Origin of the sequence: Photorhabdus sp. S10-54, assembly GCF_963878145.1 — a bacterium.
Lineage (GTDB): Bacteria > Pseudomonadota > Gammaproteobacteria > Enterobacterales > Enterobacteriaceae > Photorhabdus > Photorhabdus kayaii.
The window spans coordinates 1-25386 of record NZ_CAWNXG010000011.1 but is presented as its reverse complement, the minus strand read 5'-3'; the positions used below and the strand labels follow the sequence as shown (position 1 = coordinate 25386).

The window sequence follows — 25386 nt, the reverse complement described above, 5'->3', positions numbered from 1 at the left end:
TCATGGAGATAGTTATGAAGAAGTTTTGGTTAGCTTTAGTCGGAATGGTGATGGCATTTAGCGTATCTGCTGCCAATTTTACCGAAGGAAAACAGTATGTTGAATTGAAATCGCCGGTAGCGGATCAACCGTCGGTGCTAGAATTCTTCTCTTTCTATTGTCCCCATTGTTATCAGTTTGAAGAGACTTTTAAAGTTCCTCAGACGGTGAAGCAGCATTTACCGGAAGGGACAAAACTTGTTCGTTATCATGTGGATTTTTTAGGGCCACTGGGTAAAGAATTGACTACTGCTTGGGCTGCGGCAATGGCAATGGGTGTTGAAGACAAAGTGACCCCGGTACTGTTTGAGGGTATTCAGAAAACACTGGCTATTAAGACTCCGAATGATATTCGCAATGCTTTTATCAAAGCCGGGGTGACGGCTGAGGATTATGATGCTGCCATGAGTAGTTTTGTGGTGAAATCCTTAGTTGTTAAGCAGCAAAAAGCCGCTCAGGATTTGCAACTGCGAGGTGTACCGGCAATGTTTGTTAACGGCAAGTATATGGTGAAAAATGACGGTATTGATGCCACTTCTGCTGATAACTATGCGAAATCCTACTCAGACGTTGTTAACTTCTTGTTAAACCAGAAGTAATACTTTGACATCTAAGAGGGTATCTCCCCCATCTTCGCACTTCGTGACTCGGGAGGGGGGATTCCCCTTAGTGGGCGACAGTCTGATTGCTCAGGTGCTGAATTCCTGCTTTTGCCAGTTTTCGTCACAAAATACAGGCGGAAAATATTCAGTGAAGTGATTTGGAGTCACTCATTAGGTAACATTCGGCTAATGATAGCTTTGAATGTATTCCCCTCCCTATTATCAATCAATTCAATATCTGGGTATGCTTTGATTGCACGTTTAATACCACTTCCCAAGCCTCTATATGGCAATACCTTAGAAGCAAATGAAGCCAAGATTGGGTTGCGAATATTTGAGTTCCCCATCTTGATGTTCTCAATGGTTAAATTATTGGGTAAATGGCCGGGGCTAATAATTTCAATCCGATCTGCAAAAACCAGCACTTTAACGGGGGCTGACACAAAGTAATCGCGATGAATAAGCGCATTGGAAATCAGTTCTTCTAAAACAATCCTCGGGATTTCAGGCTCGCCAAGTGAGTTAAAGCTTTGCTTATTTTGAATATGTCGGATATTTGCCAATACAAACCCCAGCACCTTTTGGAACACATCCGACAGCTTGCCATTGATATCTTGACTATCAATATAGTGCTCATCTTCAATATCCACGCCGGGGAAGGCAACAGCCTTTACGATAAAAACAGGAAGGCGAATCTGAGGCCGCGATGCAAACAACAAAGTACCACAAATATTCAACTGACCATTTTTAGCCAAATTCATATTCTCTAAAAGCTGAGAGCGAGATACACCTTGTTCCTCAACCCTCTCGCCGTATTCCCCCTCAAAAAACGAATCAAAGAACTCTTGATCGATGTCGGCTACTGACGTACCACTTACCGGTGTCTCATCTGCATGAATCAGTGCCGCCTCCTGAAACATTCGCTGCAACTCTTCGCGAGCGGTCATCCTTCGCTTATCAGAACCATTTTTCACCCAAACATAGCCCTGAGTATCCATATAAGGTTTACTAATGCCTTGCTCTATATGTACTGCAATGACTAGGCCATCGGGGAGTTGAATGTTTTCCGTAACAGGATTTATTGGGGGGCGAACATTATTTGTAGCAGCATTCGCTATGACTTGATTAATTCGACCGATATCTTCTCTCGTCAATCCAGATCGAGACCCATCGCCATTGTTAACACCAATGAGAATTAAGCCTCCAGTACCATTGGAAAACGCTACCATTTCGGCACCCAACGAAGATGCATTGTTGACGTCTGCTTTAAATTGATGACGGCTATCTTCATCACGTGCAATTATTGCTAAGAGCTCTTGGGTTTCCATGCTTCATATACCTGTTTACGTTTCTCGAAGGCTTCTGCGCCACCTTCCATAATACCGACTATACGCTGCTGAACATCCGCGCAGTCAATGCTGCCACTGACAATATCAATATGATCATCCTGATATTCACAGGCGATGACCTGCTCAGCATCGCCTAACACTGGAATGTTGGCGTTATGAGTGGCAAAGACGAACTGCGTTTTTGGCTTTAACTCACGAATGAGCTTGATAACATCGTCATAGATAGTCTGGTTATCCAAGTCGTCTTCTGGCTGATCGATGATCACAACATCATTTTCTTGTTGGCTTAGAACAAACAGTATTAATGCAGATGCGCGCTGCCCTAATGAATGATGAGCCAGAGCCTTACCATGGTATTCAATAGTGAAAACATTCGGCACCTGCCAAGTCAGCAAAGCGTCTAGATTATCTTCAAAATACTGCCAGAAGGTATCGAATGAACCACCAACCAGCAATTTCAACTTATCCTTTTCTCGCCATGCCGCACCAAAATCGCTGAATTCATCCACCACTGTTTGCAATGTAGCTTCTCGAATACGGCTGCCGCGGTACAAATCCTGAATATGCTTGAGCATAGCCGCTTTGTTATCTTTAAATTTCGGCACAATTTTTAACGGCGAATCCACTCGATTGATTTTATTCAGCACTTGCTCAATAGCGCAGTATTCTTCAAGCCAAAGGCCATTCAGTTGAACCAACTCCCGCTCAACTCCTTGATTCAACTCCGCATATTGCTGCTCACTCTTGTCCAATACAGACAGCATTTGCTCAGCCTGATCGAGCAGACTTTTAAGCTGCTTAAACTCTTGCGGACTGATTGCTTGTGCACCCGCTTGTTGAAATTCACTGGCTAACTTGCGCTCGATTTCCGCAAATTCTTCTTTCAGCGCTTGTTTTTGTTGTTGAAAGCCCGTCAACTTTTGCTGCAATTGCTGAACTGTCGCTTGGTCACTTCCAGCCACTTGCTTAATTCCATTAAAGCCAGTGAGCAACTGTTGATAGACCGCAAAAAAGTCATCAAAAAAAGGCTGATTCTGTGCTGACTTATACAGAATTTGGTTTTTCAGTTCATCTTCAAAGCTGGCAATAAAGCTATTTAGCTCAGTCAGATAATGCTGCGCCCCTTGGATCACCTGCTGCGCTTTGCGCTCATCTCGATCAAAGTCAATCTGCTTTTGCAGTTTGGCTTCTACGCCGTGTTGCTGGTAAAACCTTAACTTAAATTCAACATCCTGCTTTTTTTGCTGCCACTCTTGTTTCTGCAAGGCAGCACGGGTTAAACGTTTCATCTGACCAATAATATCTACTACGCGCTGACGACCTTGCTCTATCTTTTGGCGAACAGAAATTAAAGCTTCCCCAACCAGCTTTTCAATTAGATCTTTTTCAAATCCAGCGCCAGTGCTCGACAAGTCTTTTTGACCAAAGTAAATGGGTTGATGTAGGACGGTTTCTCGAATCGACACACCCGGCTGTAATTGCCCGTTAACATATACATCAGGGCGTTCACCTAATATACGGCGTATCTGGTAAGGCTGGCCTCGCCGGTCAATCGCGTCGATAGTGATCTTCCCGCCACTACATAGTAGGTGCTTTACTAAACCTTCTTTGTATTCAACGTCAGAGGACTTATCGCCAAACGGGATATTCAGGGCATAGCGAATGCCTTCCAATACGGAAGATTTGCCACTGCCACGAATGCCAATCAGAGTATTCAGTTCCGGAGATAGACAGATTTCAGTGCCACCCAAGGTACCCACACCTTCAAAACTGATTTTACGAATAAACGAATGGCGATAGTTAGGTAGCTTAGCTTGTACGCGGGATCTCTTATCCCGCAGGGCAAATTTTACAGCCTCAAAGCTGAACGCACCGAGTTTGAGATAACTGGCTTCATTTCTGGCCGACATATCGGCAAGGTTCTTGGCATCGCAACCTTCCACTTCGGCAGGATATAAGTCACCCAATGCTTGTTGGATTTTAGAGCGCTCATCTCGGGTGCGAACCTTTTGGAATGCCAAAGCTCTGCATCGAACAGAAGTATTGTCGAAAAGTTCTTTTATCCGACCCGGCGATAAACCACCCCATAAACCGTTGGGTGCTTCCACATGAGCAAAAACTAAAAAGTAGTCTTTGTGATAATCATCCAAAATTTGGATGGTTTTAAGAATATCGTGATTCGAACGTGCATTTTCCTGCTCAAAATTAGCTTTCCCGGCAAAGACCATATTGAGAAAGTCCTGAATATAGTTTTTTTGCTCCTTGTTGCTTATCCATTTATCGGAAAACACTACTAGGGTATGCACACCCGCTAGCCCATCTTTTACCGAAAGCTCGATACCGGGCAGCAGACCAATGCCGGATTTTTTGGCCTTTTTGCGCAAACTCTGAAATTCGAGCATATCGAATTTGTTATGGTTGGTAATCATACCAAGGCCAATACCGGCATCTTTTAGCGAATGTACGTATTGATTTACGTAGTCGTTATCTGCACCCGTGTATTTGAACTCTTTATCCGTACGGGTATGGAGGTGAAAATCCGTCTTGAGCCACCGGCTGCCATATTCAAAAGTGTCGTCACTCATTAATACCCCCTTCCAAAAATATTTTGTTAAAGAAGATTCGTGTCAAAACCAGCAGCTTTAAGATGAGGGATCAGATTACGCATTTTACTAAACTCCGCGCCGAAGCTTGGGTGAAGACTTACACCTTCACAAAACTCCCTCGCTGTAATGTGTTTTAATTCGTCGGCATGCTTGAGCATTTGCAAATGTAACTCAACCGTAAACTGGTTTCTTGGCGCTTTGTCAAAAGCAAGCTTTATGCGTCTGTAAATCTCGTTTTCATTCATATTTAACACTACTAATGTGCTTATATAAAGGACATAAAAAAGCAAGAATTGACATTGAAATCGAACAACTTCTGGTAAGACATAAAGTAAGTTACATCACAAACGGCCTACCCACCAACTATTACACAAATGAGCATAGAAACTGAAATCATAAGATACTGTCTTTCCAGCCTCAGGTTGAGTCATCAAAACCAGGCCGATTGTAGTGGAATGATCATTCAGGACGTCAGCAGAAACGAAAACGAGAAAGCACACCGGCCATTCTGGCGGGCTTATCACTGTTGCTAAACACATTACAACTGTCGGCGGGAATCCCCCTTCCCTTGGAAGAAAAGATGACACTGAAATAGAATGACATAAGCATGTGCCGGAGTGAGAACCTTTGGCATAATGCGTGTCAGAAAGACTTTTTTGTAAGACAAACTCGGGTTATATCCACAACTCTGTGATCTATAAGGCAATATGACAGTTTAATGACTAAGATTATAAGTCATTGATTTTTTACCTGAGGTTGATAAGTTTTTTTTATCAACGATCGATACCTAAATAAAACTTGTAATATCTATACACAAAGTTATCCACAGAATTTATAGCAGGATGTGAATATCTGAATCGGGTTTCAGCAAAGAAAATTCACATAAAATTCGTTTCCTACTGCTTGCTGTGGCATCCTATTTCCTTATCACACCCGTAACAGATACAGATAATAAAGAAGATTTATGGCTCAGATAGCAGACAATCCCCTGATTTTGGTTGATGGCTCCTCATACCTTTATCGTGCTTATCATGCTTTCCCTCCGCTGACGAATAGCGCAGGAGAGCCGACCGGAGCAATGTATGGTGTATTGAATATGCTACGCAGCTTGATAATGCAGTACAAACCAAGCCATGTAGCGGTGATATTTGATGCTAAAGGCAAAACTTTTCGTGATGAGTTGTTCGCTGAGTATAAGTCTCATCGTCCTCCTATGCCGGATGATCTCCGTACTCAAATAGAACCGCTACATCAGATGGTTGAAGCTATGGGATTACCATTGCTGGTGGTGCCAGGAGTAGAAGCTGATGATGTTATCGGGACTTTGGCGTTACAGGCAGAAAAAGAGGGGCGTACGGTACTTATCAGCACTGGCGATAAAGATATGGCGCAACTGGTCACGCCAAATATCACGCTTATTAATACCATGAATAACACCATTTTGGGGCCGGAAGACGTCGTTGAAAAGTATGGTGTGCCGCCAGCTCTGATTATCGATTTTCTGGCATTGATGGGAGACTCTTCTGACAATATTCCTGGCGTACCTGGGGTGGGAGAAAAAACCGCACTGGGATTACTGCAAGGGATTGGTGGCATGGATGATATCTTTGCCAATTTGGATAAAATTGCCGGGCTCAGTTTCCGTGGGGCGAAAACGCTGGCGGATAAGATGGTGCAGCATAAAGATGTCGCTTATCTCTCCTATAAACTGGCAACTATCAAAACAGATGTTGAGTTGGATAAAACCTGTGTTGCTTTGTCAGTCAAAGAGCCTGATACGGAGAAACTGCATCAGTTGTTTTCTCGTTATGAGTTCAAACGCTGGTTAAGTGATGTGGCAAACGGCGATTGGCTGGCAGAGAAAGGCAAAAAATCGGTATCCACTGGTAATGATGAATCATCTCCGACGGAAGATAAATCTGTTGCGGCCACACTCTCTTCTGATAATTATCAGACTATTCTTGATCAGCAAAGCTTTGATGAGTGGATTGAAAAGTTGAAAAAAGCGCCTGTTTTTGCTTTTGATACCGAAACTGACAGCCTTGATACTTTGACTGCTAATTTGGTGGGGGTGTCATTTGCAATTTCTGCCGGCGATGCGGCTTATCTACCTCTAGGCCATGACTATCTGGGGGCGCCTGAACAACTTGACAGAGAAGTTGTGTTGGCTGCATTAAAACCGCTACTTGAAGATAGTAACCTGTTGAAAATTGGTCAGAATATTAAGTTTGATCGTGGCGTATTGGCGCGTTACGGCATTGAACTGCAAGGCATTGCTTACGATACCATGCTGGAATCTTACGTACTAAATAGCGTTGCAGGTATGGGTCGGCATGATATGGATAGTTTGGCTGAGCGTCATCTGAATCATAAGACCACGACTTTTGAAGAGATTGCTGGTAAAGGTAAAAATCAACTCACTTTTAATCAGGTCCCGGTAGAGCAGGCCGCAATGTACGCCGCAGAAGATGCAGATGTCACTTTATTGCTGCATCAGGTTATGTGGCCGCAATTGGAGAAAGCGCCGACGCTAGAAAAGGTATTTCTGAATACAGAAATGCCACTGGTCATGGTGCTTTCCCGTATGGAACGTACAGGTGTGCTAATTGATGCAAATATTTTGGCTGAGCATTCAAAAGAGATCACCGCCCGTCTGGATGAGTTGGAAAAAGAAGCACACGAATTGGCAGGTGAGGTTTTCAATCTGGCTTCGCCAAAACAGTTACAGACGATATTGTTTGAAAAATTGCAATTGCCGGTGGTAAAGAAAACGCCAAATGGTGCGCCATCCACTAATGAAGAAGTATTGGAAGAGTTGGCAGATACCCATGCATTGCCGAAAGTGATCTTAGAGCATCGTGGGCTGGCAAAATTGAAATCCACTTACACCGATAAATTACCACAGATGGTCCATCCGCTGACCAAACGGGTGCATACTTCTTATCACCAAGCGGTAACGGCAACCGGGCGTCTCTCTTCACGTGATCCTAATTTGCAAAATATTCCTGTCCGTAATGAAGAGGGCCGCCGCATTCGTCAGGCATTTGTGGCACCTGAAAGTTACCGGATTATGGCCGCTGACTATTCTCAGATTGAGTTGCGGATTATGGCCCATTTATCTCAAGATCAAGGGTTGTTGAAAGCTTTTGCTGAGGGGCAAGACATTCACCGGGCAACGGCGGCGGAAGTCTTTGGTTTGCCACTGGAACAGGTAACCAGTGAGCAGCGCCGTAGTGCTAAGGCGATTAACTTTGGTTTGATCTATGGTATGAGTGCATTTGGTCTTTCCCGTCAGTTAGGTATTCCTCGCGGTGAAGCTCAACGCTATATGGATCTCTATTTTGAGCGCTATCCGGGGGTATTGGCGTATATGGAGCGTACTCGTAAACAAGCGGAAGAACAGGGTTACGTTGAAACGCTGGATGGCCGTCGTCTTTATCTGTCAGATATCAAATCTCGCAATGCCATGCGCCGTAAGGCAGCAGAACGTGAAGCTATTAATGCGCCAATGCAGGGAACCGCGGCGGATATCATCAAAAAAGCAATGATTGCGGTGGATGATTGGATTGTCAGTGAAGAACCGAAAGTTCGTATGATTATGCAGGTTCACGATGAGCTGGTATTTGAAGTCCATGAATCACAACTTGAATATGCAGAACAGAAAATTCGTGAATTAATGGAGAAGAGTATGGTGTTTGATGTCCCGTTGAAAGTGGATGTAGGTATCGGTGACAATTGGGATCAGGCACACTGATATGCCAGCTTAATAAGCGATGGGCTGAGTTAATACAGTTAAAAACATCAGTAACTGCGTTGGGACATGGGTTCTTCCTGATGCCAACGCAGTATGTTAAGGCTTTCCTCTTTTTGACGACCTAACATGTTAAGTGACTATAAGCCATGTGCAATGATCCATTAGTCATATTCACCATGCGCTACAAAATCTCCTCCTCCCCAGCCTACTCTCTTACCGTTTGCTCGCAAGGCTGAAAAACTACGGGATGTTGACGTCAGGCTGATAACGTCTTTTAAGTTCGCAATTTCGGGTGGAAGTTTGCCGCCATTGTATATATCTCCCCAGGTGACCACGCTACGGTCTGCTCGTAGGGCTGCAAAGGCATCACTTGATGAACTTAGGCTGGTGACATTCTGTACCTTAGCTGCGTCATATTCAACTCGTTCAATACTCGCTATTACTCCCCAAGTGACCGCGCTACGATTTGTTCGTAGGGCAGTGAAAGCTGAGCCTGTTGAAGTGAGGTCAATGATATCGTTTAATGCAGCAATTTCTGGTGGGATTGGTGTGTCTCCCCAGGCGACAACACTGTGGTTTGCCCGCAGAGCCGTGAATGCGCCGCCCGAAGCAGTCAAGCTAATAATATCCTGTAGTTGTGCAATGGCTGGTGGAATCGTGCCGCTGGTACTTGCATTTCCCCAGGCAACGACGCTGCGGTTTGCGCGTATGGCTGCGAATGCAAAGCTTGTTTGACTCAGGCTAACGATATCTTGTAATTGAGCAATGGCTGGTGGAACCTGACCGCCAAACAGCGAGTATCCCCAAGCGACAACGCTGCGGTTTGCCCGTAAGGCTGCGAAGGTCGAGTACATATCGTTTTTGCCAAGCACACTGATGATATCTTGTAGTTGGGTAATCTCTGGTGGAAGTACTCCAGCTAAACGCCCCCAAGCAACTATGCTGCGGTTTGCCCGCAGAGCCAAGAAAGCATTACCTGATGCAGTTATACTGACAATGTCCTGTAATTGGGCAACTTCTGGTGTAACTTGGCCACCATAGCGATTATCTCCCCAAGCAACTACGCTACCATTTGCTCGCAGAGCTGAGAAGGCGTTAGCCGTTGAACTCAGGCTAACAATATCCTTTAGTTGAGCAATGTCGGGAGGAAGTTGTCCACCGTTAACTGAATTTCCCCAGGCAACCACGCTGCGATCTGCTCGTAAAGCCGCGAATGCATATTGTGTTGAACTCAGGCTAACGATATCTCGTAATACAGCAATGTCAGGTGGAACTTGACCGCCAAGATGTGGAAGTCCCCAGGTAATTACACTGCCATTCTGCAATAACATAGCGGTTGCTCCAATGGTGGATGCGAGGGCTATATTATTGCTGCAATAGACATTTTCTTCCCATTCTAATAGAGAGTTACTATTGTTACTTATACCTAATGAAGCATTATCATGCTGGTTCATTATTATTCTCCTGGTTAAGGTCGTATCGGATTTATTCTTATTCATAAGGCGCTTATACGAAAAACCATGCCCATTGAGAGGGTGTGTAACAGTTATTTTACTCTTACTAAGTAATATTATTAGTTAAATAAATTTTTTGTATTCACTTGTACCGATTTGTTGTCCATGTAATGCATATTAGATCCAGATCGCATAAATATGTAATTAAACTACATTTAATGTTGTCAAAATGAGCAAAATTCTTGGCTGAATCGAGATAATTTCTGAAAATAAATTACAAAAAGGCTTTTTCTAATAAATAAAATAGGGTAGAGTTATTGGCGTAGGGTACAGAGGTAAGATGTTCTATCTTTCAGACCTTTTACTTCACGTAATCGGATTTAGCTGAATATTAGCTGCCCCAGTCAATTTTGACTGGGGCATTTTTTTCATCTGAATTTAATTGGTGGGAATGAAAAAGACTGTATTAACTATGGTTTTCAACTTGAACGGCTTTCTGGCTGAACCATATATCCAGTTTTTGTTGTAGTTTATCGATACCGATTTTTTTCGGGGCTGAGAAATATTCCACTTGAATATCCCCATTCAGCGCGAGTAAGGTGTCACGAACCTTATTCAGTTGACTTTTACGGGCGCCAGATGCCAGTTTGTCGGCTTTAGTCAATAACACCATAACCGGTACTTGCATTGCGACTGCCCATTGGATCATCTGCTGATCAAGATCTTTCAATGGGTGACGGATATCCATCAGTACGACCAGCCCGATCAGGCATTCACGTTTTTGTAGATATTCACCCAATGCTTTTTGCCATTTGCGTTTCATCTCTTCTGGTACTTCGGCATAGCCATAACCCGGTAAGTCAACCAGGCTAATACCTTCTTCTACTTCGAATAAATTGATGAGTTGAGTTCGGCCAGGCGTTTTACTGGTACGGGCGAGGCTTTTCTGTTTCGTCAGAGCATTCAGAGCGCTAGATTTACCTGCATTTGAGCGACCGGCAAACGCGACTTCAATGCCCATATCTTGAGGCAGATGGCGAATATCAGGTGCGCTCGTGATAAAACGGGTCATATGATAGTTGTGGTTTTTGATGGTCAAAATGATTATCTCCCTGAGAAATGCGCCGAATATATGGCAAAGAAGATTATACCGATAGCCACTGTTGGTTGACAGGATTAAAAATAATGACATATTTCTGATGGGTTGAACTAAGCTTGCTATTTTGTTACTGATGACGCTCGGTTTATGAAATAAAATCTAACCTGTTATTGAAAGGATACATTTTTCTTCAAAGCACCAGTCGATTGATAGCGTAAATGTAGGTAAATATTAAGCACGATGTTGAAGAGATTATTAGAATTAATTCAGTTTGTGTTGTTGACCTTAATAATATAGGAACCCAGAATGTTTAAACGTATTTTAGTAGCACTTGTAACTGCATGCTCTCTGAGCGCAATGGCGCCTCTGGCTTTGGCGGTGGGAGAAATCCACGTGAAGCTGACAACAACGGAGGGTAATATTGAACTGGAATTAAATAATCAGAAAGCTCCAATTACAACGAAAAACTTTATTGAATACGTCAATGAGGGTTATTACAACAATACAATCTTCCATCGGGTAATCCCTGGATTTATGGTGCAGGGTGGTGGTTTTACCAAAGATTTGCAGCAAAAAGCGACTAAAGCTGCTATTAAAAATGAGGCAGATAATGGACTGCGTAATTTACGCGGAACTATCTCTATGGCACGTACAGCTGATAAAGACAGCGCCACCAGCCAATTTTTTATTAATGTAGCGGATAATGCTTTCCTTGATCACGGTCAGCGTGACTTTGGCTATGCAGTATTTGGTAAAGTCGTAAAAGGTATGGATGTTGTGGATAAAATTTCTCAAGTCAAAACGGAAAATGTTGGTCCATATCAGAATGTACCGGTTAAACCTGTTGCTATTCTGTCTGCGGAGATTATTCTTTAATTTTTTCTATTACTTTGGCTGTGGCAGTTTCTGGTCTTCCGGTTAACTCTCATCAGATTAACAAACTGGCCTGCATTAAATGCAGGCCAGTTTCACTGTCATTCATACATCTTTTGGGTAAATTCTTTATTTACTTCGGTTCGTGGATAATATCTGTCTTTGTAACATTTCTTCTCTTTACTCTCACAATGTATGCCGTTACTTAAAGTGTAAGATGAAAAGTCGATATCTTTTCCATCACCAAACTCTTTTTTCAGGTGTTTTGCCGCTCTTTTCCCTAAATACCTTTCGGTTAATTTTAGCGATAGCCCTTTTTGATCAGAGCAATATTTTCCTTTTTTATCACAAACCACCCCTTTTTCCGGGAAGAAAATGTTAGCAGTTTTAGTAACAGCCAGCGTGGAGAAGGACAGTAAAAAAAGAGATGCTATAATCAGTTTTGTCTTCATAACAATTACCTTTACTTATTGAATATCAAAATAGAGCATATGTTTTGTAGGGTATGAGAGTAAGTTGATTAAGGAAAAAACAGCCATTGATTTTGTTGTACTATGCTACAAATATTGATGTGCTATGATAGCCGCCCCGTTGTCGCGAGGCCGTTTTATCTGGAGCCAGTTGTGCAGGATAAACAAATTGCAGGAGTGGCAGGGCAACAAATACAGCGATAAAAATGAGTAGGATAGACTCCTATGTTACTAATAATAGATAACTATGATTCTTTTACATATAACTTATATCAATATTTTTGTGAATTGGGTACAGATGTTTTAGTTAAGCGTAATGATGAACTGCAACTTGAAGATATTGAGAGATTGATGCCTACTCATCTGGTGATTTCCCCTGGCTCTTGTACCCCAAATGAAGCAGGAATTTCTCTGGCTGCGATTTCTCATTTTTCGGATAAGTTGCCGATTCTTGGTGTTTGTCTTGGACATCAGGCAATTGGGCAGGCGTTTGGTGCCAGCGTGGTAAAAGCCAGGGAAGTGATGCATGGAAAAACTTCTGCTATTCACCATAATCAGCAAGGTGTGTTCAAAGGGCTTAACCGGCCATTAACCGCGACTCGTTACCATTCATTGGTGATTGCCGCAGAGACATTACCAGCCTCATTTGAAGTCACCGCATGGAGCCAGCATAACGGCAATGTCGATGAAATTATGGGCATTCGTCATCGCACTCTACCGCTGGAAGGGGTGCAGTTCCACCCTGAAAGTATTCTCAGTGAGCAAGGTCACCAGTTGCTGAGCAACTTTCTGAGATATTAACCAGATACCGATAATTTCTTCATTTATCCATCTTTTTCATTTGCCCATCTTTGATTTTTTATGCATATTCAGTGATTATAATTTCACTTTTGAATGGCGTGTATATAGAAAACGGGTGGGAAAATGAAGGAGCATACCGCAGTAGATAGAAACGCATACGATCAAGTTATGTTGCCAATTTATTCACCAGCGCAGTTTATTCCGGTGACAGGGCAAGGTAGTCGTGTATGGGATCAGCAAGGGAAAGAGTATATTGATTTTGCGGGAGGGATTGCTGTTGTAGCTTTGGGCCATTGTCATCCTGCGTTAGTGGATGTTTTGAAGCAGCAGGGGGAGAAACTTTGGCATATCAGTAACATTTTTACCAATGAACCGGCTTTGATTTTGGCGCAGAAACTGATTGATGCGACTTTTGCTGAGCGGGTATTTTTTGCCAACTCAGGAGCAGAAGCGAATGAAGCGGCATTTAAACTGGCTCGCCACTATGCCATTACGCGTCACAGTCCCTATAAAACCAAAATTATCGCATTTCATCAGGGTTTTCATGGTCGCACCTTATTTACTGTCTCCGTGGGTGGTCAGCCAAAATATGCTGATGGTTTTGGGCCAAAACCCGCGGATATTATTCATGTGCCTTTTAATGACTTAGATGCAGTGAAGGCTGTCATAGATGACCATACTTGTGCTGTTGTATTGGAGCCTGTACAGGGAGAAGGGGGAGTCACGCCGGCAGCACCGGCATTTATTCGTGGGTTGCGTGAGCTTTGCGATAAGCATCAGGTGCTGTTGGTGTTTGATGAAGTGCAAAGTGGGATGGGACGTACCGGTAAGCTATTTTCTTATATGTATTATGATGTTACGCCGGACATCATTACCACAGCAAAAGCATTGGGAAATGGCTTCCCTATTAGCGCTATGCTGACGACAGAGAATATTGCTTCAGTGATGACGCCGGGAACTCACGGTACAACTTACGGCGGTAATCCGTTGGCTTGTGCAGTTGCAAATGCTGCTTTTGATATTATTAATACACCAACAGTTCTGGAGGGAGTTGAGAAACGTCATAATTTGATGATGAATTTTCTGAATGATATCAATCAGAAACATTCGATATTTGGTGAAATCCGAGGAAAGGGTTTGCTGATTGGTGCAGAACTCAAAGCACCATATCAAGGAAAAGCCAAAGATATTCTGCAACTGGCGGCTGAAAATGGCTTAATGTTGTTGAGTGCGGGTGGTGATGTATTGCGTTTCACGCCTTCGTTGATTATTAGTGAAGAAGAGATTGCTCAAGGAATGGAGCGGTTAGAGCAGGCAATTAACCAGTTGGTGTAATTAAATATAAGAGAAATCAGCGCAGGATTATGCGCTGATTAATCAGGCGTTAACGTGTACCGTAAACAACAATAGTTTTACCGTGTGCGGAGATCAAGTTTTGATCTTCTAGCATTTTCAGAATGCGACCAACCGTTTCGCGGGAACAGCCAACAATCTGGCCAATTTCCTGACGCGTGATTTTGATTTGCATTCCGTCCGGGTGGGTCATTGCATCTGGTTGTTTCGCCAGATTCAATAAAGTTTGGGCAATCCGGCCGGTAACATCCAGGAAAGCCAGATTACCGACTTTCTCTGAAGTTGTTTGCAAACGGTTTGCCATTTGGGCAGATAAACGCATCAAAATATCCGGGTTTACCTGAATCAGTTGACGGAATTTTTTATAGGAGATTTCAGCTACTTCACAGGCGCTTTTGGCCCGTACCCAGGCTGTACGCTCTTGCCCCTCTTCAAATAATCCAAGTTCACCAATGAAATCCCCCTGATTTAAATAGGAGAGGATCATCTCTTTGCCTTCTTCATCTTTAATCAAAACCGCAACAGAGCCTTTTACGATGTAGTAAAGCGTCTCTGCTTTTTCGCCTTGATGAATAAGCGTACTTTTAGATGGATATTTATGAATATGGCAGTGTGACAAAAACCATTCAAGAGTGGGGTCTGTTTGTGGCTTGCCGAGAACCATTCGTTTCATCCTCTGTTGTTATCGCTGCCTAAATAACACGAGAATCTAAAAGTTTCTCGTCAGGCTGGCTTATAAAGACACTAGCTTAACATTAGTTTGTTGAAAAACCGACAGGTAAGGGTTTTATATAGGTTATCTGAAATTTGAACCCTAGGGTATTGATCTTAACCTATATATACCTAGCCCACTTCTGTTTTTAACACAGGAAAAGGCTTCTGTCTTGTCTTGTATTGTTTCAGCATAATAAACCGCTCATTAGATTGCTAGCTTAATACTGAAAGAGTAGGCTTGGATGCAAAGAACGACTTAAGAGGTATTTATGCAAGCGCGGGTAAAATGGGTTGAAGGATTGTCTCTTTTGGGGGAGTCATCTTCCGGTCATCAGATCATGATGGATGGTAATGCCGGCGATAAGGCACCGAGTCCAATGGAAATGGTATTAATAGCAGCCGGTGGTTGCAGTACGGTTGATGTAGTTTCTATTTTGCAGAAAGGCAGGTATGACATCAGAGATTGTGAAGTAAAATTAACTTCCCGCCGTCGTGAAGAGGTGCCACGCTTGTTTACTCATATTAATCTGCATTTTATTGTTACGGGTAAGGATTTAATAGATAAAGCGGTTGAACGTGCAGTCATGCTTTCCGCGGAAAAATATTGCTCTGTTTCGTTGATGTTGGGGAAATCAGTTGAAATTACCCACAGTTTTGAAATTAAAGAGATAGATTGAGAAATTATTTTTGATTAAAAAATAACAACAGGTAACTAATTATCTCAGTTACCTGTTTTTTTAACTGAATAATATAAGATGCAAATTTTAAGTACTGGATTTGTTAAATTGACCTCAGGCGCTGATTAACAAATCTTTTCCCCTTCCAGTAATCGCTGTACCAATGGCGTCATAATTAATTCCATTGCTAATCCCATTTTTCCACCGGGGACCACGATGGTATTAATGCTTGAAACGAATGAGCCTTGTAACATTGCTAACAAGTATGGGAAATCAATTTGAGTCAGATCACGGAAGCGGATGACAATAAAACTTTCATCCAGTGATGGAATGGCTTTGGCTGAGAATGGATTGGATGTATCAACGGTAGGGACACGTTGGAAGTTGATATGTGTTCGCGAGAATTGTGGCGTAATGTAGTTAATATAATCATCCATAGAACGCACGACGGAATCCATCACAGCTTCCTGCGAGTGTCCTCGTTCTCCGGTATCGCGGACAAGTTTCTGTATCCATTCAAGGTTGACAATCGGCACGACGCCCACGAGCAGATCAACATGACTGGCAACATTATGTTGTGGTGTGACAACGCCACCGTGCAGACCTTCATAAAACAGCACATCAGTCTGCTTGGGTAAGGATTCCCACGGCGTAAAGGTACCGGGGAGCTGGTTGTAAGGGACGGCATCGTCATAGGTATGAAGATATTTCCGACGGCGGCCTTCACCGATTTCACCATAATCGATCATGGTTTTTTCCAGCATGCCAAAATCATTGGCTTCTGGCCCAAAATAACTGATATGCCTGCCTTGCTCTTTGGCTTTACGGATTGCGGCATCCATTTCAGGGCGGGTGTAACGGTGGAAACTATCTCCTTCTATCTGCGCGGCACTGATGTTAAGTTGCTGGAAAATCTTACGGAAAGCTAAACTGGTGGTTGTTGTTCCGGCACCGCTGGAGCCGGTGATTGCAATAATCGGATGTTTGACAGACATTCAGTAAACTCCATAATGTTAAGAATGGAACATTTCTTTTGGCACAATATTGATGCTCTCATGCAGTTCAGACCACACCAGCATAACATCTCCCCGTTTCAACTGACGGCGAATGTCAGCGACCTTCTGCTCCAGCGATTTTTCATCTTCGCCATAATCAGTGCCTTCCCGCAAGATAAAACTCTCTATCAAATTTAGCAGAGTTTCTGGTTCCAGTTGTTGCCACGGAATAATCATTGTGGTTGCTCCAGATAAGATGACAGCCAATTTGGGATGCGTTGTTCCAGCCACATTTGTGGTTTCTTCAACGAACCACTGACAAAGCCGACATGTCCACCATATTCTGTCATTTGATATTCAATATTTTTGGGTAACATTTTGAGATCAGGGACAACTTCCGGCGCCATAAAAGGATCATCTTTAGCATGAATAATCAGCAGTGGCACAGTAATATCAGGCAGACGCGGCAGAGCACTGCACTGGCGGTAGTAGTCCGCTGCATTTTTAAAGCCGTGGATTTTTGCGGTTACAATTTCATCAAATTCTCGAATATGTTTCAATCTTTTTACCTGAGACAGATTAATGGGGAGTGAACCGGGGTAGCGTAACAATTTACGGGTGGCATTACGTTTCAGGCTATTAAGTAAATAGCGTTCATAAACCTGAGAAAATCCTTTTTCTATCCGCAGGGAACAGGCTGCCAGCATCAGAGGAGCAGAAACAATAACGGCAGCATTGATCTGAGCATCTGTTTTTTCTTCTGCCAGATAGCAGGCCAGCATATTACCGCCGACTGAATAACCTACGGCTGATGTGGGGGCATCACCGTAGGTCTGTTTTAACCAGCTTAGAAAATAACGGGCATCGCTTGTTTCGCCAGAATGATAGAGGCGTTTTTGGCGGTTTGGTTCGCCACTGCATCCGCGGAAATGCATGACAACACCAAGCCAGCCTTTTTTCTGGCAGACATGAAGTAAACCGTGGGCATAAGGGCTGTGAAAACTGCCTTCCAGACCATGAAACAGGATCAGTCGTGGCTTATGTGCTGCGGTGGCGGGATCTTCACTCCACGCCAGATCAACAAAATCGTTATCCGGTAAATTAAGTCGTTGCCAATAGGGTTGCAGTTCAGGATACCGCCGCACCAGACGCGGGAGTAGTGTCTGCAAATGCGGATTACTGGCTCCGGTGAGAGGACGAAAGATATCAGTCATAATGGTTTCGAGTTAAATTGATTAGTTATCTTGTATGGTGAATAACATACTGATATTTTCTGTGAAAGGGAAACGCCATTATTCAGGATGAAAGGTAACTCTTCATGACAGCAAGCCTAATTTTTTCATTAACAGCTTTTTTGTTTATTTCTTCCATTACGCCGGGGCCAAACAACATGTTGCTGACGTCATCAGGCGCTAACTTCGGCTTTATCCGCTCTTTGGGATTGCTCTTTGGCGTTGTTCTGGGCATGCAGACGATTTTATATCTGGCTGCTTTCGGAATAGCGGCGTTGCTGTTGGTCTATCCTGCTATTCACACGGTTATGAAAATTGCAGGTAGCCTCTATTTGCTGTGGTTGGCATGGAAAACAGCAACAGCCAGTTACCGACGTCTGGATACCAAAGATAGCGCTGTTATTAAGCCAGTGCGGTGGTATCAAGGTTGGTTATTGCAGTTTTTGAATCCGAAGGCCTGGCTGATGGGGTTGGGTGCGGTTGGCAGCTACAGTATTGCTGGTGATCATTACCTCTATTCCATCATCGTGATCAGTGTCGTGGTGATGTTTATTAATTTCTTGTGCGGCCTGGTGTGGGCGGGTTTTGGTTCGCTGATAGGGACGTTACTCCGTAGTCGCAATGCTTGGTTTCTGTTCAATATTACGATGGGCGTATTAACGGCAACTTGTGTGCCATTAATCTGGATTGGGTAATTTAACCTCAGCTTCGTTTAAAAATAGCGATATCACAATCCCGTAAATTCAAGCTCGGTTTTTTAGGTTGGAATGTATAAACAATTAAGCCAGCGACGATTTCCAATAAAAAACCGAGCTGACTGCGGTGTCTTGAATGCGCTATCTGAGAAATATTTTTGAGCTGATCCACGACCGTTTCTATCAAAAATCGCCTTCTTAACATCAGCTTATCCCAGAGAGATAACGCTTTTGCCTTCATGTTACTACGGACATGAGTGATTAACGTTATTCCTTCTGCTTCCAGAGGCCTGTGACAAATACCCTTTATCGCCACAAACACCCTGTTAACCTTTGTACCCGCGCTTTGACGGGATGACGATCATCTTTATTTCCTGAGGTCAACTTAACCGCCAAAAGTTCACCACAATCATTAATAACCAGATGAAGTTTAAAGCCATAAAACCAGCCGGTACGGGTTTTCCCTCGCTGTGCGACGCCCTGAAATACGCGATGACGGAGAATACGGAGGTTGTGACAAACGGCAATTTTAGTTGAATCAATAAAAGCGCTCCTCTGGGTTTCAGCCTTGCGTGACGAAAGAAAAGCACAGAGAGGAATGAGCTCCCTTTGCTTTAAGGTTAACATCCGGGTGTAGCTGACCAACCGGGGAAAATCGGCCTGAAGATAGTGTTTAATATGCTGAATATAAAACGTTTTAAAATCACGATAACGGCTCATGTGGAATAAAATGAGGAGCGTCATCACTTCACTGAGAGAAAGGGAAGCTTCGCGGCGACGTTTGAACAAACCATTTTCAATTAACTGTTGATGCCAGAGAGGAATAAATTTTTGGCAAAAGTCATCGACGCAGCAGTAAAGTTCTTCTAAATTAAACATGCCTGAGGATCTCCACGATTTTTTTTCTTTAACAAAAAATTTGATCGTGCCTCAGGCACTTAGTTCCCTTCTTAAGCAAACCTCAGGTTAATTAATCTCTTGCGACAAAGTTTTTTATGTAATCCATAATTTCTTATGCCAATAAAATCAAGATCTTTATCCATATCACCTAAAAATTTATGGTGACTAAGATGTTCCTTCCTTATTGATTTAAATTTTGAAAACTCAATTATGGAAAATAACTCCCCAAAAATGTCATTCACCTTTTTTGAACGACAAAATGAATAATGAAAACACTCATGCGACATGTTATTCACTGCTCTGAACCTAGTGCCAATAAAAAAAGATAGTAAAGGAAAAGTAATAAAGAACCAAATGCTAATGGAAACTAACCAAGTAAAGATAAAAACTAAAATCCATGGAAAAACAATATTATTAAAAAAAACCAATAAAGCCCTAAGAAAACCTTTCCGACTGTTTTCTTCCTTGATTTTAGAAATCAAATAAGTGTTCATGTTACCCTCCTAATCCATTGAACTTTCTAATTCCCCATCGATAAAAAAACAAAGTTCCCAACATAAAAAAAACTGTACTAATAATTAAATAACCTATATTCCAGTCGTTCCTTCCCAAGAAGAATGACACCGGCAATGAAGCAGAGAATGCCATCGGCAATGCAAAAAGGAAGTATTTAACTAAACCATGAGGAAAAAAATTGACAGGAACAATGGAAAGTTCATATATCATCTCATGAAAATAATCCACTGGCATTTTCCTATGACTTATGAATGTAAAAAAATTAAAAATAATGAAAAAGGATAAGTTAATGATGAACATGCATATAATAGAGACAATGAACTCTGCCCATTGAATAGCATCTTTTGTTACCATAGGTAAGGAAGAGAAAGATAATGCAAAAAATGCCAAGAAAACAAACATAATTATATTTAAGGGTTTTGACCAACCAAACAATATCAATACCCAGATAGATATAGGTTTAACTAAATAAGGCTCTATTCTTCCACTGGCTACCTTGTTGAAAAACTCCTCAATAGAATGAGTAAATATACTTATTGCAACTCCAAGTAGGATAAAAACCAAGAATATGAGATGAAAATCTTCGTTTTTATAGCCTCCAATACCTTCAGATAGAGAGGAAATTTGATCAATAAATATGAATTGGATTAAGTAATATGATGATGAAAGTATAAATTCCCCAAAAAGGTTTTTTTTATAGGCAAGTTGCCGCTTGATATTCATTTTAATAAAAAGAGAAATAGTTTTCATATTATCCTCCTGCTCCGTTATAATTCTTTATACCTTTTTTCCACATTGAATTAATAAACGCATAAAAAAATAAAAGGTAGCATACTCCACCAATGATTATCTCTTTGAAAAGGGAAGAATTCATTTTCACAAAAAACTCTGCTGGGGCAGATATAATAAAGCGAAATGGATTATATTTCATAAGTGGTAGTATCCAATCAGGCCAAAATGAGGGGGGTAAAAGAACTCCGCCAAACAATGATGAGCTAAGAATGATAAATGAAAGCAGGATATTATATTCAATAACCCAAAAACTCATAATTGCAATACTGAATGAAAGAAAAAAACATAGCAATTGAGAAAGAACAATAACTGATATGATCATCAACACAGATATAATAAATACGGACAGACCTTTTTCAACCGGGTAATCTGTTATAAATTTAATTAAGAAAACAATAAACAATGGAAGAAGATATAAAATACTCTCGCCGAAAAATGTAAATAATCTTTGTGAAAGATAGCTATAAGGTTTTGTTATATATACTTCAAGCTCACCATTTTGTACATGTCGTGAAAAAGTTTGGATTAAATCATATCCATTATTAAGCCTTGAAATAACTAGCGCAAAACCGTAGTAATACATCATGTCGTTTAAAGTAAACCCATTAATACTTTCAGATTGTTGCGAAAAAATATTACTCCATAAAAGATATTGAATAATAAATGGCGACAGAGTTCCCATTACAAAATCAGTAAAAAACATCGATCTATCATTAATTATAGTTAGCATACCATTCTTAGAAAATGGGATCATCGCCAAAAGATAATTATGAAAATTCTTTAAATCGTGCACGTAGTATCTCCTCCAATGATGGGGTTGAAACCGAAAAAGCACACTGAACATCTACAACTAATGCTTTAATAAATATGGTATATTGATCTTGCGAAACTGAGATCTCAACATTTTCTGCTTCTTCATTGAATCGGATGTGCTCAATTAAAACTCCTGATCTTATAGAGAGTGATGTTACTTTTTCAATCAGAGCTTTAGCCTGTGTTTTACTATCACAGTTAATATTCACTTTTATTAATGGAGTAGAAATTGTTTTAAGTGAAGCAAGATCCCCGTAAAATTTTTGTTTTCCTCGGTGTAACAAGGAGATGTTATCCACATATCCCTCAATATCTCCCATATCATGGCTAGTGATAATAAAGCCTATATTATCTTCACTTTTGAGTGTGCTCAACAATTCGCGGATCTCATGTTTAGCATTGATATCTAACCCAATGGTTGGTTCATCAAGAAAGAGAACACGAGGTTTAAAAAGCAGATTAAAAGCCAACTCACCCTTAACTCTTTCCCCCAAACTTAAAAGACGAACAGGCTTATTAATGATATGGTGGATGTTTAGCAACTCAAAAATCTTGGCTTGTTCTTTTTTGAATGAAGAACTTTCAATACGGTAAATTTTACTAACCATATCTAAGCTATTTATTAATGGTAAATCCCACCACAAACAATTCTTATGACCAAAGACAACACCCAGTTGCCTAAATAATTTTCCTTTTACTTTATAAGGATCCACTCCCAATACGCTAACTTTTCCTTGATCAGGAGCCTGTACTCCGGCAAGAATTTTTATCAAGCTTGATTTACCAGCACCATTTGGACCAAGTATAGCCAACGATTTCCCCGCTAATAGGGTAAAGCTAATGTCGCTTAATGCTTGATAATCACTAAAAGTTGGTTTAAAAATCCCAATTAATTTCTCCTTTACACCATAGCCACTTTCTTTTGACCGATATATTTTCGAAACGTTATTAACTTCGATAAGAAGGCTATTCATTCATTTAAATCCTGTTTGTCATTTAAATCCTGTTTGTACTGTGTAATTATTAATCACACATTGAAAATCTTGATAGACCATTTCCCGATCCCCACTAAAAATGAACATACCTAGGCAATCTTTGTGGCAATAGAATTCTCCTGTGGCAACATCGCCCACTGAGGGGATCATATATTTAATCAGAGTCGGTAAACTTTCCAAGTTAGGCAAAATAAGGCGAGTCACAAATTTAGTCTCTACAGCTGTGTGTTCTTTAGGGAAAATAAGGTATGCAAACGCATCTGCTCTTGACTGGTAATTTATCCCGTTAATAATCCCAAGTTGAGCAGCTAAATGAATCAGACGAAGATCCAATCCATAAACTTTCTGAATAATGTCAACAATCCCTGCTCCTCCGGGCCTATATGCTATTTCAAGCAATTCAGGGACATTACCTGAATTGCCAAAAGCCTCAATGTGATAAACTCCATCTGGAGCAACAAATGCTGAAAGCACTCTCTCTGTAAAAGGGTGCCAATATTTCTCTATGTAACTTTCTTCTACCGAGAAACTTCCTAGTGGTTGTCCTTGTAGAAAGTCAATAGGTTTGCCTTGATATTCGCTTACCGAAATGAAGTTAATGCAGCCGGATAAAACTATACAGTCAATATGGAAAATATCCTGTGGGTTGTATTTCTCAATAATAAACTGCCCCGCATCCATATCATGGTAGCTGTCATTCCAAGGGTGTGTTAAGTTGACAAGGCATTCAGCAGTAGCAATAATTTCAACACCAACCGACCCCGCCAGAGAGCGCGGTTTTATCACTATAGGGAAAATCGTGCTGTCATCCCTGATATTATCGAGAGTAAACTCCTTTGGAGTAGAGATCCCACCCTGTTCAGCCACTTGCTTCATCATTTTTTTATCACGAAATCTCCTGGCTTGGGTACATGTCATTCCAGGTATTTTCATCTTCTCCCTAGCACTGGCGGCGACAAAAACGGAGAATTCATCGCTGGAAATTACGGCTGATATTTTATGACGAATAATAATCTTATCAATAGCATCCATAACATCAGAATGTACGGAAAAATCACGCACTATATAGTGTTCTTCACTTCGATAATTAGGTGTAGTTTGAGTAAAATCCTCTATAAGAAAAATAAAACGGATATCTGACAGCACAAATTGTTCTGCTAACTCGGTAGTTTTCTCCGTTATATCCGGTTCACAGGAAACAATCAGGATTGTATTTAACTTTACGTCTTGCATTTGTTGATAACCGTCCTTCTTTTATAGCTTTTTTCCCTAGGGATCTGCTTCATTCGGATCGGATGAACATAAACTTTATGGGAAAATAAATTGCTCAAATGGTGCTGAAATGCGTCAAAAACTCCGACATCATGCTGTACGGCGTCGTTTTTGATCACATAAAGTACATTTATACGATCTGGAGCTAGCTGTACCACGCGAAACTCAGCAATGTTAGTTTCATCCCGACAGAAAAAACGCTCTACTGCGTCCAGAATACTTCCGGGAGATATTGTATTCCCATATAAGGTGGTTAATCCCTGATCAGCACGGCCATGTAGCTTTCTGATTTTCCTAAAATGACTGCCGCATGAACATACTTCTCGACTATCATCAAGCTCACATAAGTCACCTTGCTGATAACGGATCATCGGCATAGCATCGTTCCACAAATCGGTACCTATAATATCGCCGACACCTTGAGCATCGCGGTTAATCACCTCAAGGTGCACGTCGTCCTCAACGAGATGATAATGCTTATCCACACATTGCATCGCCATAATATCAAGCTCTTCAGAAGAATACTCGTCGCGTACTGGTACTTTGAAGATCGCCTCATAGCGATAGCGCTCTTCCTGAGTAGTTGTTTCTGAATTTGTCGAAATTAGTTCTACACCATATATATCTAATCGTTCACCCAGTGCTGCCAATTTCCCAAGATAGCTGCCAATGGATGATATAATCTGAGGACGCATAGCTTTTATATGATTCAAAGCATAAAATTCCGGACAGTCTTGACTTAAAGTAAAAACACGGTATTCGCCAAGAACCGAGCTATGCCACCACATGCAATAATGAATATTATAAATCCAGCGAGCTGGATCAATTTTCTTACCAGACATAAACTCAAACATACGGTACTTGAATAATATGTCCAAATTCGCGCGCTTTTGCGGCAAGATGATTTGCACCTGTTTTCCTGACGAGCCAGAACTGCTCATCCAGCGGCATTTTTTCGGATCATACCGCTGAGAAGGCATACCCAGCGGAAAATTATTAATTAACCTAAGGATAGCGATTTCAGAATCACGTAAATTTAAGCTCGGTTTTTTCGGTTGGAATGTATATGCAATTAAGCCCGATACTACCTCCAACAAAAAGCCGACTATACTCCGATGTCGTGAATGTTCTATCTGAGAAATATTTTTCAATTTGTCATTCACGGTCTCTATCAAAAAACGCTTTCTTAACATAATTTTATCCCAAAGCGATAAAAACTTGGCTTTCATATTGCGACGAACACTTGTGATAAGTGTTCTCCCTTCTGCCTCCAGTTCATCACTTAAAGCTTGTGATAAATACCCTTTGTCGCCATACAGATGTCCTGTTAATCCTTTTACCCATTCCTTAACCGGATGGCGATCATCTGTATTTCCCGGCGTTAA

Annotated in this window: 23 protein-coding genes and 2 pseudogenes; 8 read left to right on the top strand and 17 right to left on the bottom strand. The window is 41.6% G+C overall.

Annotated elements, in window-relative coordinates:
- Positions 1–14 precede the first annotated feature (14 nt).
- The gene (gene dsbA / locus AACQ83_RS08280) at positions 15–638 is read left to right on the top strand and encodes a thiol:disulfide interchange protein DsbA (protein ID WP_112878142.1); all 624 of its coding nucleotides are present in this window, start codon (positions 15–17) and stop codon (positions 636–638) included.
- A 167-nt stretch (positions 639–805) separates the two neighbouring features.
- Here the strand turns inward: dsbA and AACQ83_RS08275 are convergent, their stop codons facing one another.
- The 3 genes from AACQ83_RS08275 to AACQ83_RS08265 are packed head-to-tail and all read right to left on the bottom strand — an operon-like array spanning position 806 to position 4841.
- Positions 806–1969, bottom strand: coding sequence for an RNA-binding domain-containing protein (locus AACQ83_RS08275; protein ID WP_112878141.1), 1164 nt, complete (start codon positions 1967–1969; stop codon positions 806–808).
- The gene (locus AACQ83_RS08270; RefSeq protein WP_112878140.1) at positions 1948–4575 is read right to left on the bottom strand and encodes a TrlF family AAA-like ATPase; all 2628 of its coding nucleotides are present in this window, start codon (positions 4573–4575) and stop codon (positions 1948–1950) included. The genes AACQ83_RS08275 and AACQ83_RS08270 overlap by 22 nt, the downstream gene beginning before the upstream one ends.
- 26 nt (positions 4576–4601) lie before the next feature.
- Entirely contained in the window at positions 4602–4841 is a 240-nt protein-coding gene (locus AACQ83_RS08265; RefSeq protein ID WP_112878139.1) for an HTH-like domain-containing protein, read from the bottom strand.
- 719 nt (positions 4842–5560) lie between these two features.
- On the opposite strand from AACQ83_RS08265, the gene polA reads away from it, so the two are divergent.
- Positions 5561–8350: a DNA polymerase I gene (polA, locus tag AACQ83_RS08260; protein WP_112878137.1), complete on the top strand. Its 2790-nt coding sequence runs from the start codon at positions 5561–5563 to the stop codon at positions 8348–8350.
- A 161-nt stretch (positions 8351–8511) separates the two neighbouring features.
- Here the strand turns inward: polA and AACQ83_RS08255 are convergent, their stop codons facing one another.
- Positions 8512–9804, bottom strand: coding sequence for a hypothetical protein (locus AACQ83_RS08255; protein ID WP_112878136.1), 1293 nt, complete (start codon positions 9802–9804; stop codon positions 8512–8514).
- Between the two features lie 340 nt (positions 9805–10144).
- Here AACQ83_RS08255 and AACQ83_RS24595 point away from each other — a divergent pair, with 340 nt between their 5' ends.
- Entirely contained in the window at positions 10145–10192 is a 48-nt protein-coding gene (locus AACQ83_RS24595; RefSeq protein WP_438361642.1) for a hypothetical protein, read from the top strand.
- A 78-nt stretch (positions 10193–10270) separates the two neighbouring features.
- Here the strand turns inward: AACQ83_RS24595 and yihA are convergent, their stop codons facing one another.
- The gene (yihA, locus tag AACQ83_RS08250; protein WP_112878135.1) at positions 10271–10903 is read right to left on the bottom strand and encodes a ribosome biogenesis GTP-binding protein YihA/YsxC; all 633 of its coding nucleotides are present in this window, start codon (positions 10901–10903) and stop codon (positions 10271–10273) included.
- A 306-nt stretch (positions 10904–11209) separates the two neighbouring features.
- Between yihA and ppiA the strand changes: the two genes are divergently transcribed.
- Positions 11210–11779: a peptidylprolyl isomerase A gene (gene ppiA / locus AACQ83_RS08245; protein WP_112878134.1), complete on the top strand. Its 570-nt coding sequence runs from the start codon at positions 11210–11212 to the stop codon at positions 11777–11779.
- 98 nt (positions 11780–11877) lie between these two features.
- Here ppiA and AACQ83_RS08240 read toward each other — a convergent pair whose 3' ends face one another.
- Positions 11878–12228, bottom strand: coding sequence for a YcgJ family protein (locus AACQ83_RS08240; protein WP_112878133.1), 351 nt, complete (start codon positions 12226–12228; stop codon positions 11878–11880).
- Between the two features lie 243 nt (positions 12229–12471).
- Here AACQ83_RS08240 and AACQ83_RS08235 point away from each other — a divergent pair, with 243 nt between their 5' ends.
- Complete coding sequence (locus AACQ83_RS08235) at positions 12472–13047, top strand: aminodeoxychorismate synthase component II (RefSeq protein ID WP_112878132.1); 576 nt, start codon at positions 12472–12474, stop codon at positions 13045–13047.
- A 123-nt stretch (positions 13048–13170) separates the two neighbouring features.
- Positions 13171–14382, top strand: coding sequence for a bifunctional acetylornithine/succinyldiaminopimelate transaminase (gene argD, locus AACQ83_RS08230; protein WP_112878131.1), 1212 nt, complete (start codon positions 13171–13173; stop codon positions 14380–14382).
- A gap of 49 nt (positions 14383–14431) precedes the next feature.
- Here argD and crp read toward each other — a convergent pair whose 3' ends face one another.
- The gene (gene crp / locus AACQ83_RS08225) at positions 14432–15064 is read right to left on the bottom strand and encodes a cAMP-activated global transcriptional regulator CRP (protein WP_010848517.1); all 633 of its coding nucleotides are present in this window, start codon (positions 15062–15064) and stop codon (positions 14432–14434) included.
- 319 nt (positions 15065–15383) lie between these two features.
- On the opposite strand from crp, the gene AACQ83_RS08220 reads away from it, so the two are divergent.
- Positions 15384–15791 (top strand): OsmC family protein, encoded by a 408-nt coding sequence (locus AACQ83_RS08220; protein ID WP_112878130.1) that lies wholly within the window; start codon positions 15384–15386, stop codon positions 15789–15791.
- A gap of 125 nt (positions 15792–15916) precedes the next feature.
- Here the strand turns inward: AACQ83_RS08220 and AACQ83_RS08215 are convergent, their stop codons facing one another.
- From AACQ83_RS08215 to AACQ83_RS08205, 3 genes are read right to left on the bottom strand one after another with little or no spacing between them, the layout of a single operon-like run.
- Complete coding sequence (locus AACQ83_RS08215; RefSeq protein ID WP_112878129.1) at positions 15917–16786, bottom strand: phosphoribulokinase; 870 nt, start codon at positions 16784–16786, stop codon at positions 15917–15919.
- 18 nt (positions 16787–16804) lie between these two features.
- The gene (locus tag AACQ83_RS08210; RefSeq protein ID WP_112878128.1) at positions 16805–17023 is read right to left on the bottom strand and encodes a YheU family protein; all 219 of its coding nucleotides are present in this window, start codon (positions 17021–17023) and stop codon (positions 16805–16807) included.
- Positions 17020–18000, bottom strand: a complete 981-nt coding sequence (locus tag AACQ83_RS08205; protein WP_112878127.1) for a hydrolase — start codon at positions 17998–18000, stop codon at positions 17020–17022. The genes AACQ83_RS08210 and AACQ83_RS08205 overlap by 4 nt, the downstream gene beginning before the upstream one ends.
- A 104-nt stretch (positions 18001–18104) precedes the next feature.
- On the opposite strand from AACQ83_RS08205, the gene AACQ83_RS08200 reads away from it, so the two are divergent.
- On the top strand, positions 18105–18713 hold the full coding sequence (locus AACQ83_RS08200; protein ID WP_112878126.1) for a LysE family translocator: 609 nt from the start codon (positions 18105–18107) through the stop codon (positions 18711–18713).
- A 7-nt stretch (positions 18714–18720) separates the two neighbouring features.
- On the opposite strand, the pseudogene AACQ83_RS08195 reads toward AACQ83_RS08200, so the two are convergent.
- The 7 genes and pseudogenes from AACQ83_RS08195 to AACQ83_RS08165 all read right to left on the bottom strand — a co-directional run.
- Positions 18721–19592 (bottom strand): annotated as a pseudogene (locus tag AACQ83_RS08195) (IS982 family transposase).
- A gap of 71 nt (positions 19593–19663) precedes the next feature.
- Positions 19664–20107 carry a fatty acid desaturase gene (locus tag AACQ83_RS08190; RefSeq protein ID WP_112878125.1) on the bottom strand — a complete coding sequence of 148 codons (444 nt, stop codon included), beginning with the start codon at positions 20105–20107 and terminating at the stop codon, positions 19664–19666.
- 1 nt (position 20108) lies between these two features.
- Positions 20109–20879, bottom strand: a complete 771-nt coding sequence (locus AACQ83_RS08185) for an ABC-2 family transporter protein (protein ID WP_112878124.1) — start codon at positions 20877–20879, stop codon at positions 20109–20111.
- A 1-nt stretch (position 20880) separates the two neighbouring features.
- A complete protein-coding gene (locus tag AACQ83_RS08180; protein ID WP_240000740.1) occupies positions 20881–21714 on the bottom strand; it encodes an ABC-2 family transporter protein in 834 nt (277 codons plus the stop codon).
- Positions 21689–22708 carry an ATP-binding cassette domain-containing protein gene (locus AACQ83_RS08175; RefSeq protein WP_112878123.1) on the bottom strand — a complete coding sequence of 340 codons (1020 nt, stop codon included), beginning with the start codon at positions 22706–22708 and terminating at the stop codon, positions 21689–21691. The genes AACQ83_RS08180 and AACQ83_RS08175 overlap by 26 nt, the downstream gene beginning before the upstream one ends.
- Positions 22709–22726: 18 nt before the next feature.
- Positions 22727–23875, bottom strand: coding sequence for an ATP-grasp domain-containing protein (locus tag AACQ83_RS08170; RefSeq protein WP_240000739.1), 1149 nt, complete (start codon positions 23873–23875; stop codon positions 22727–22729).
- A 1133-nt stretch (positions 23876–25008) separates the two neighbouring features.
- Positions 25009–25386, bottom strand: a pseudogene (locus AACQ83_RS08165) (transposase); the annotation flags it as partial.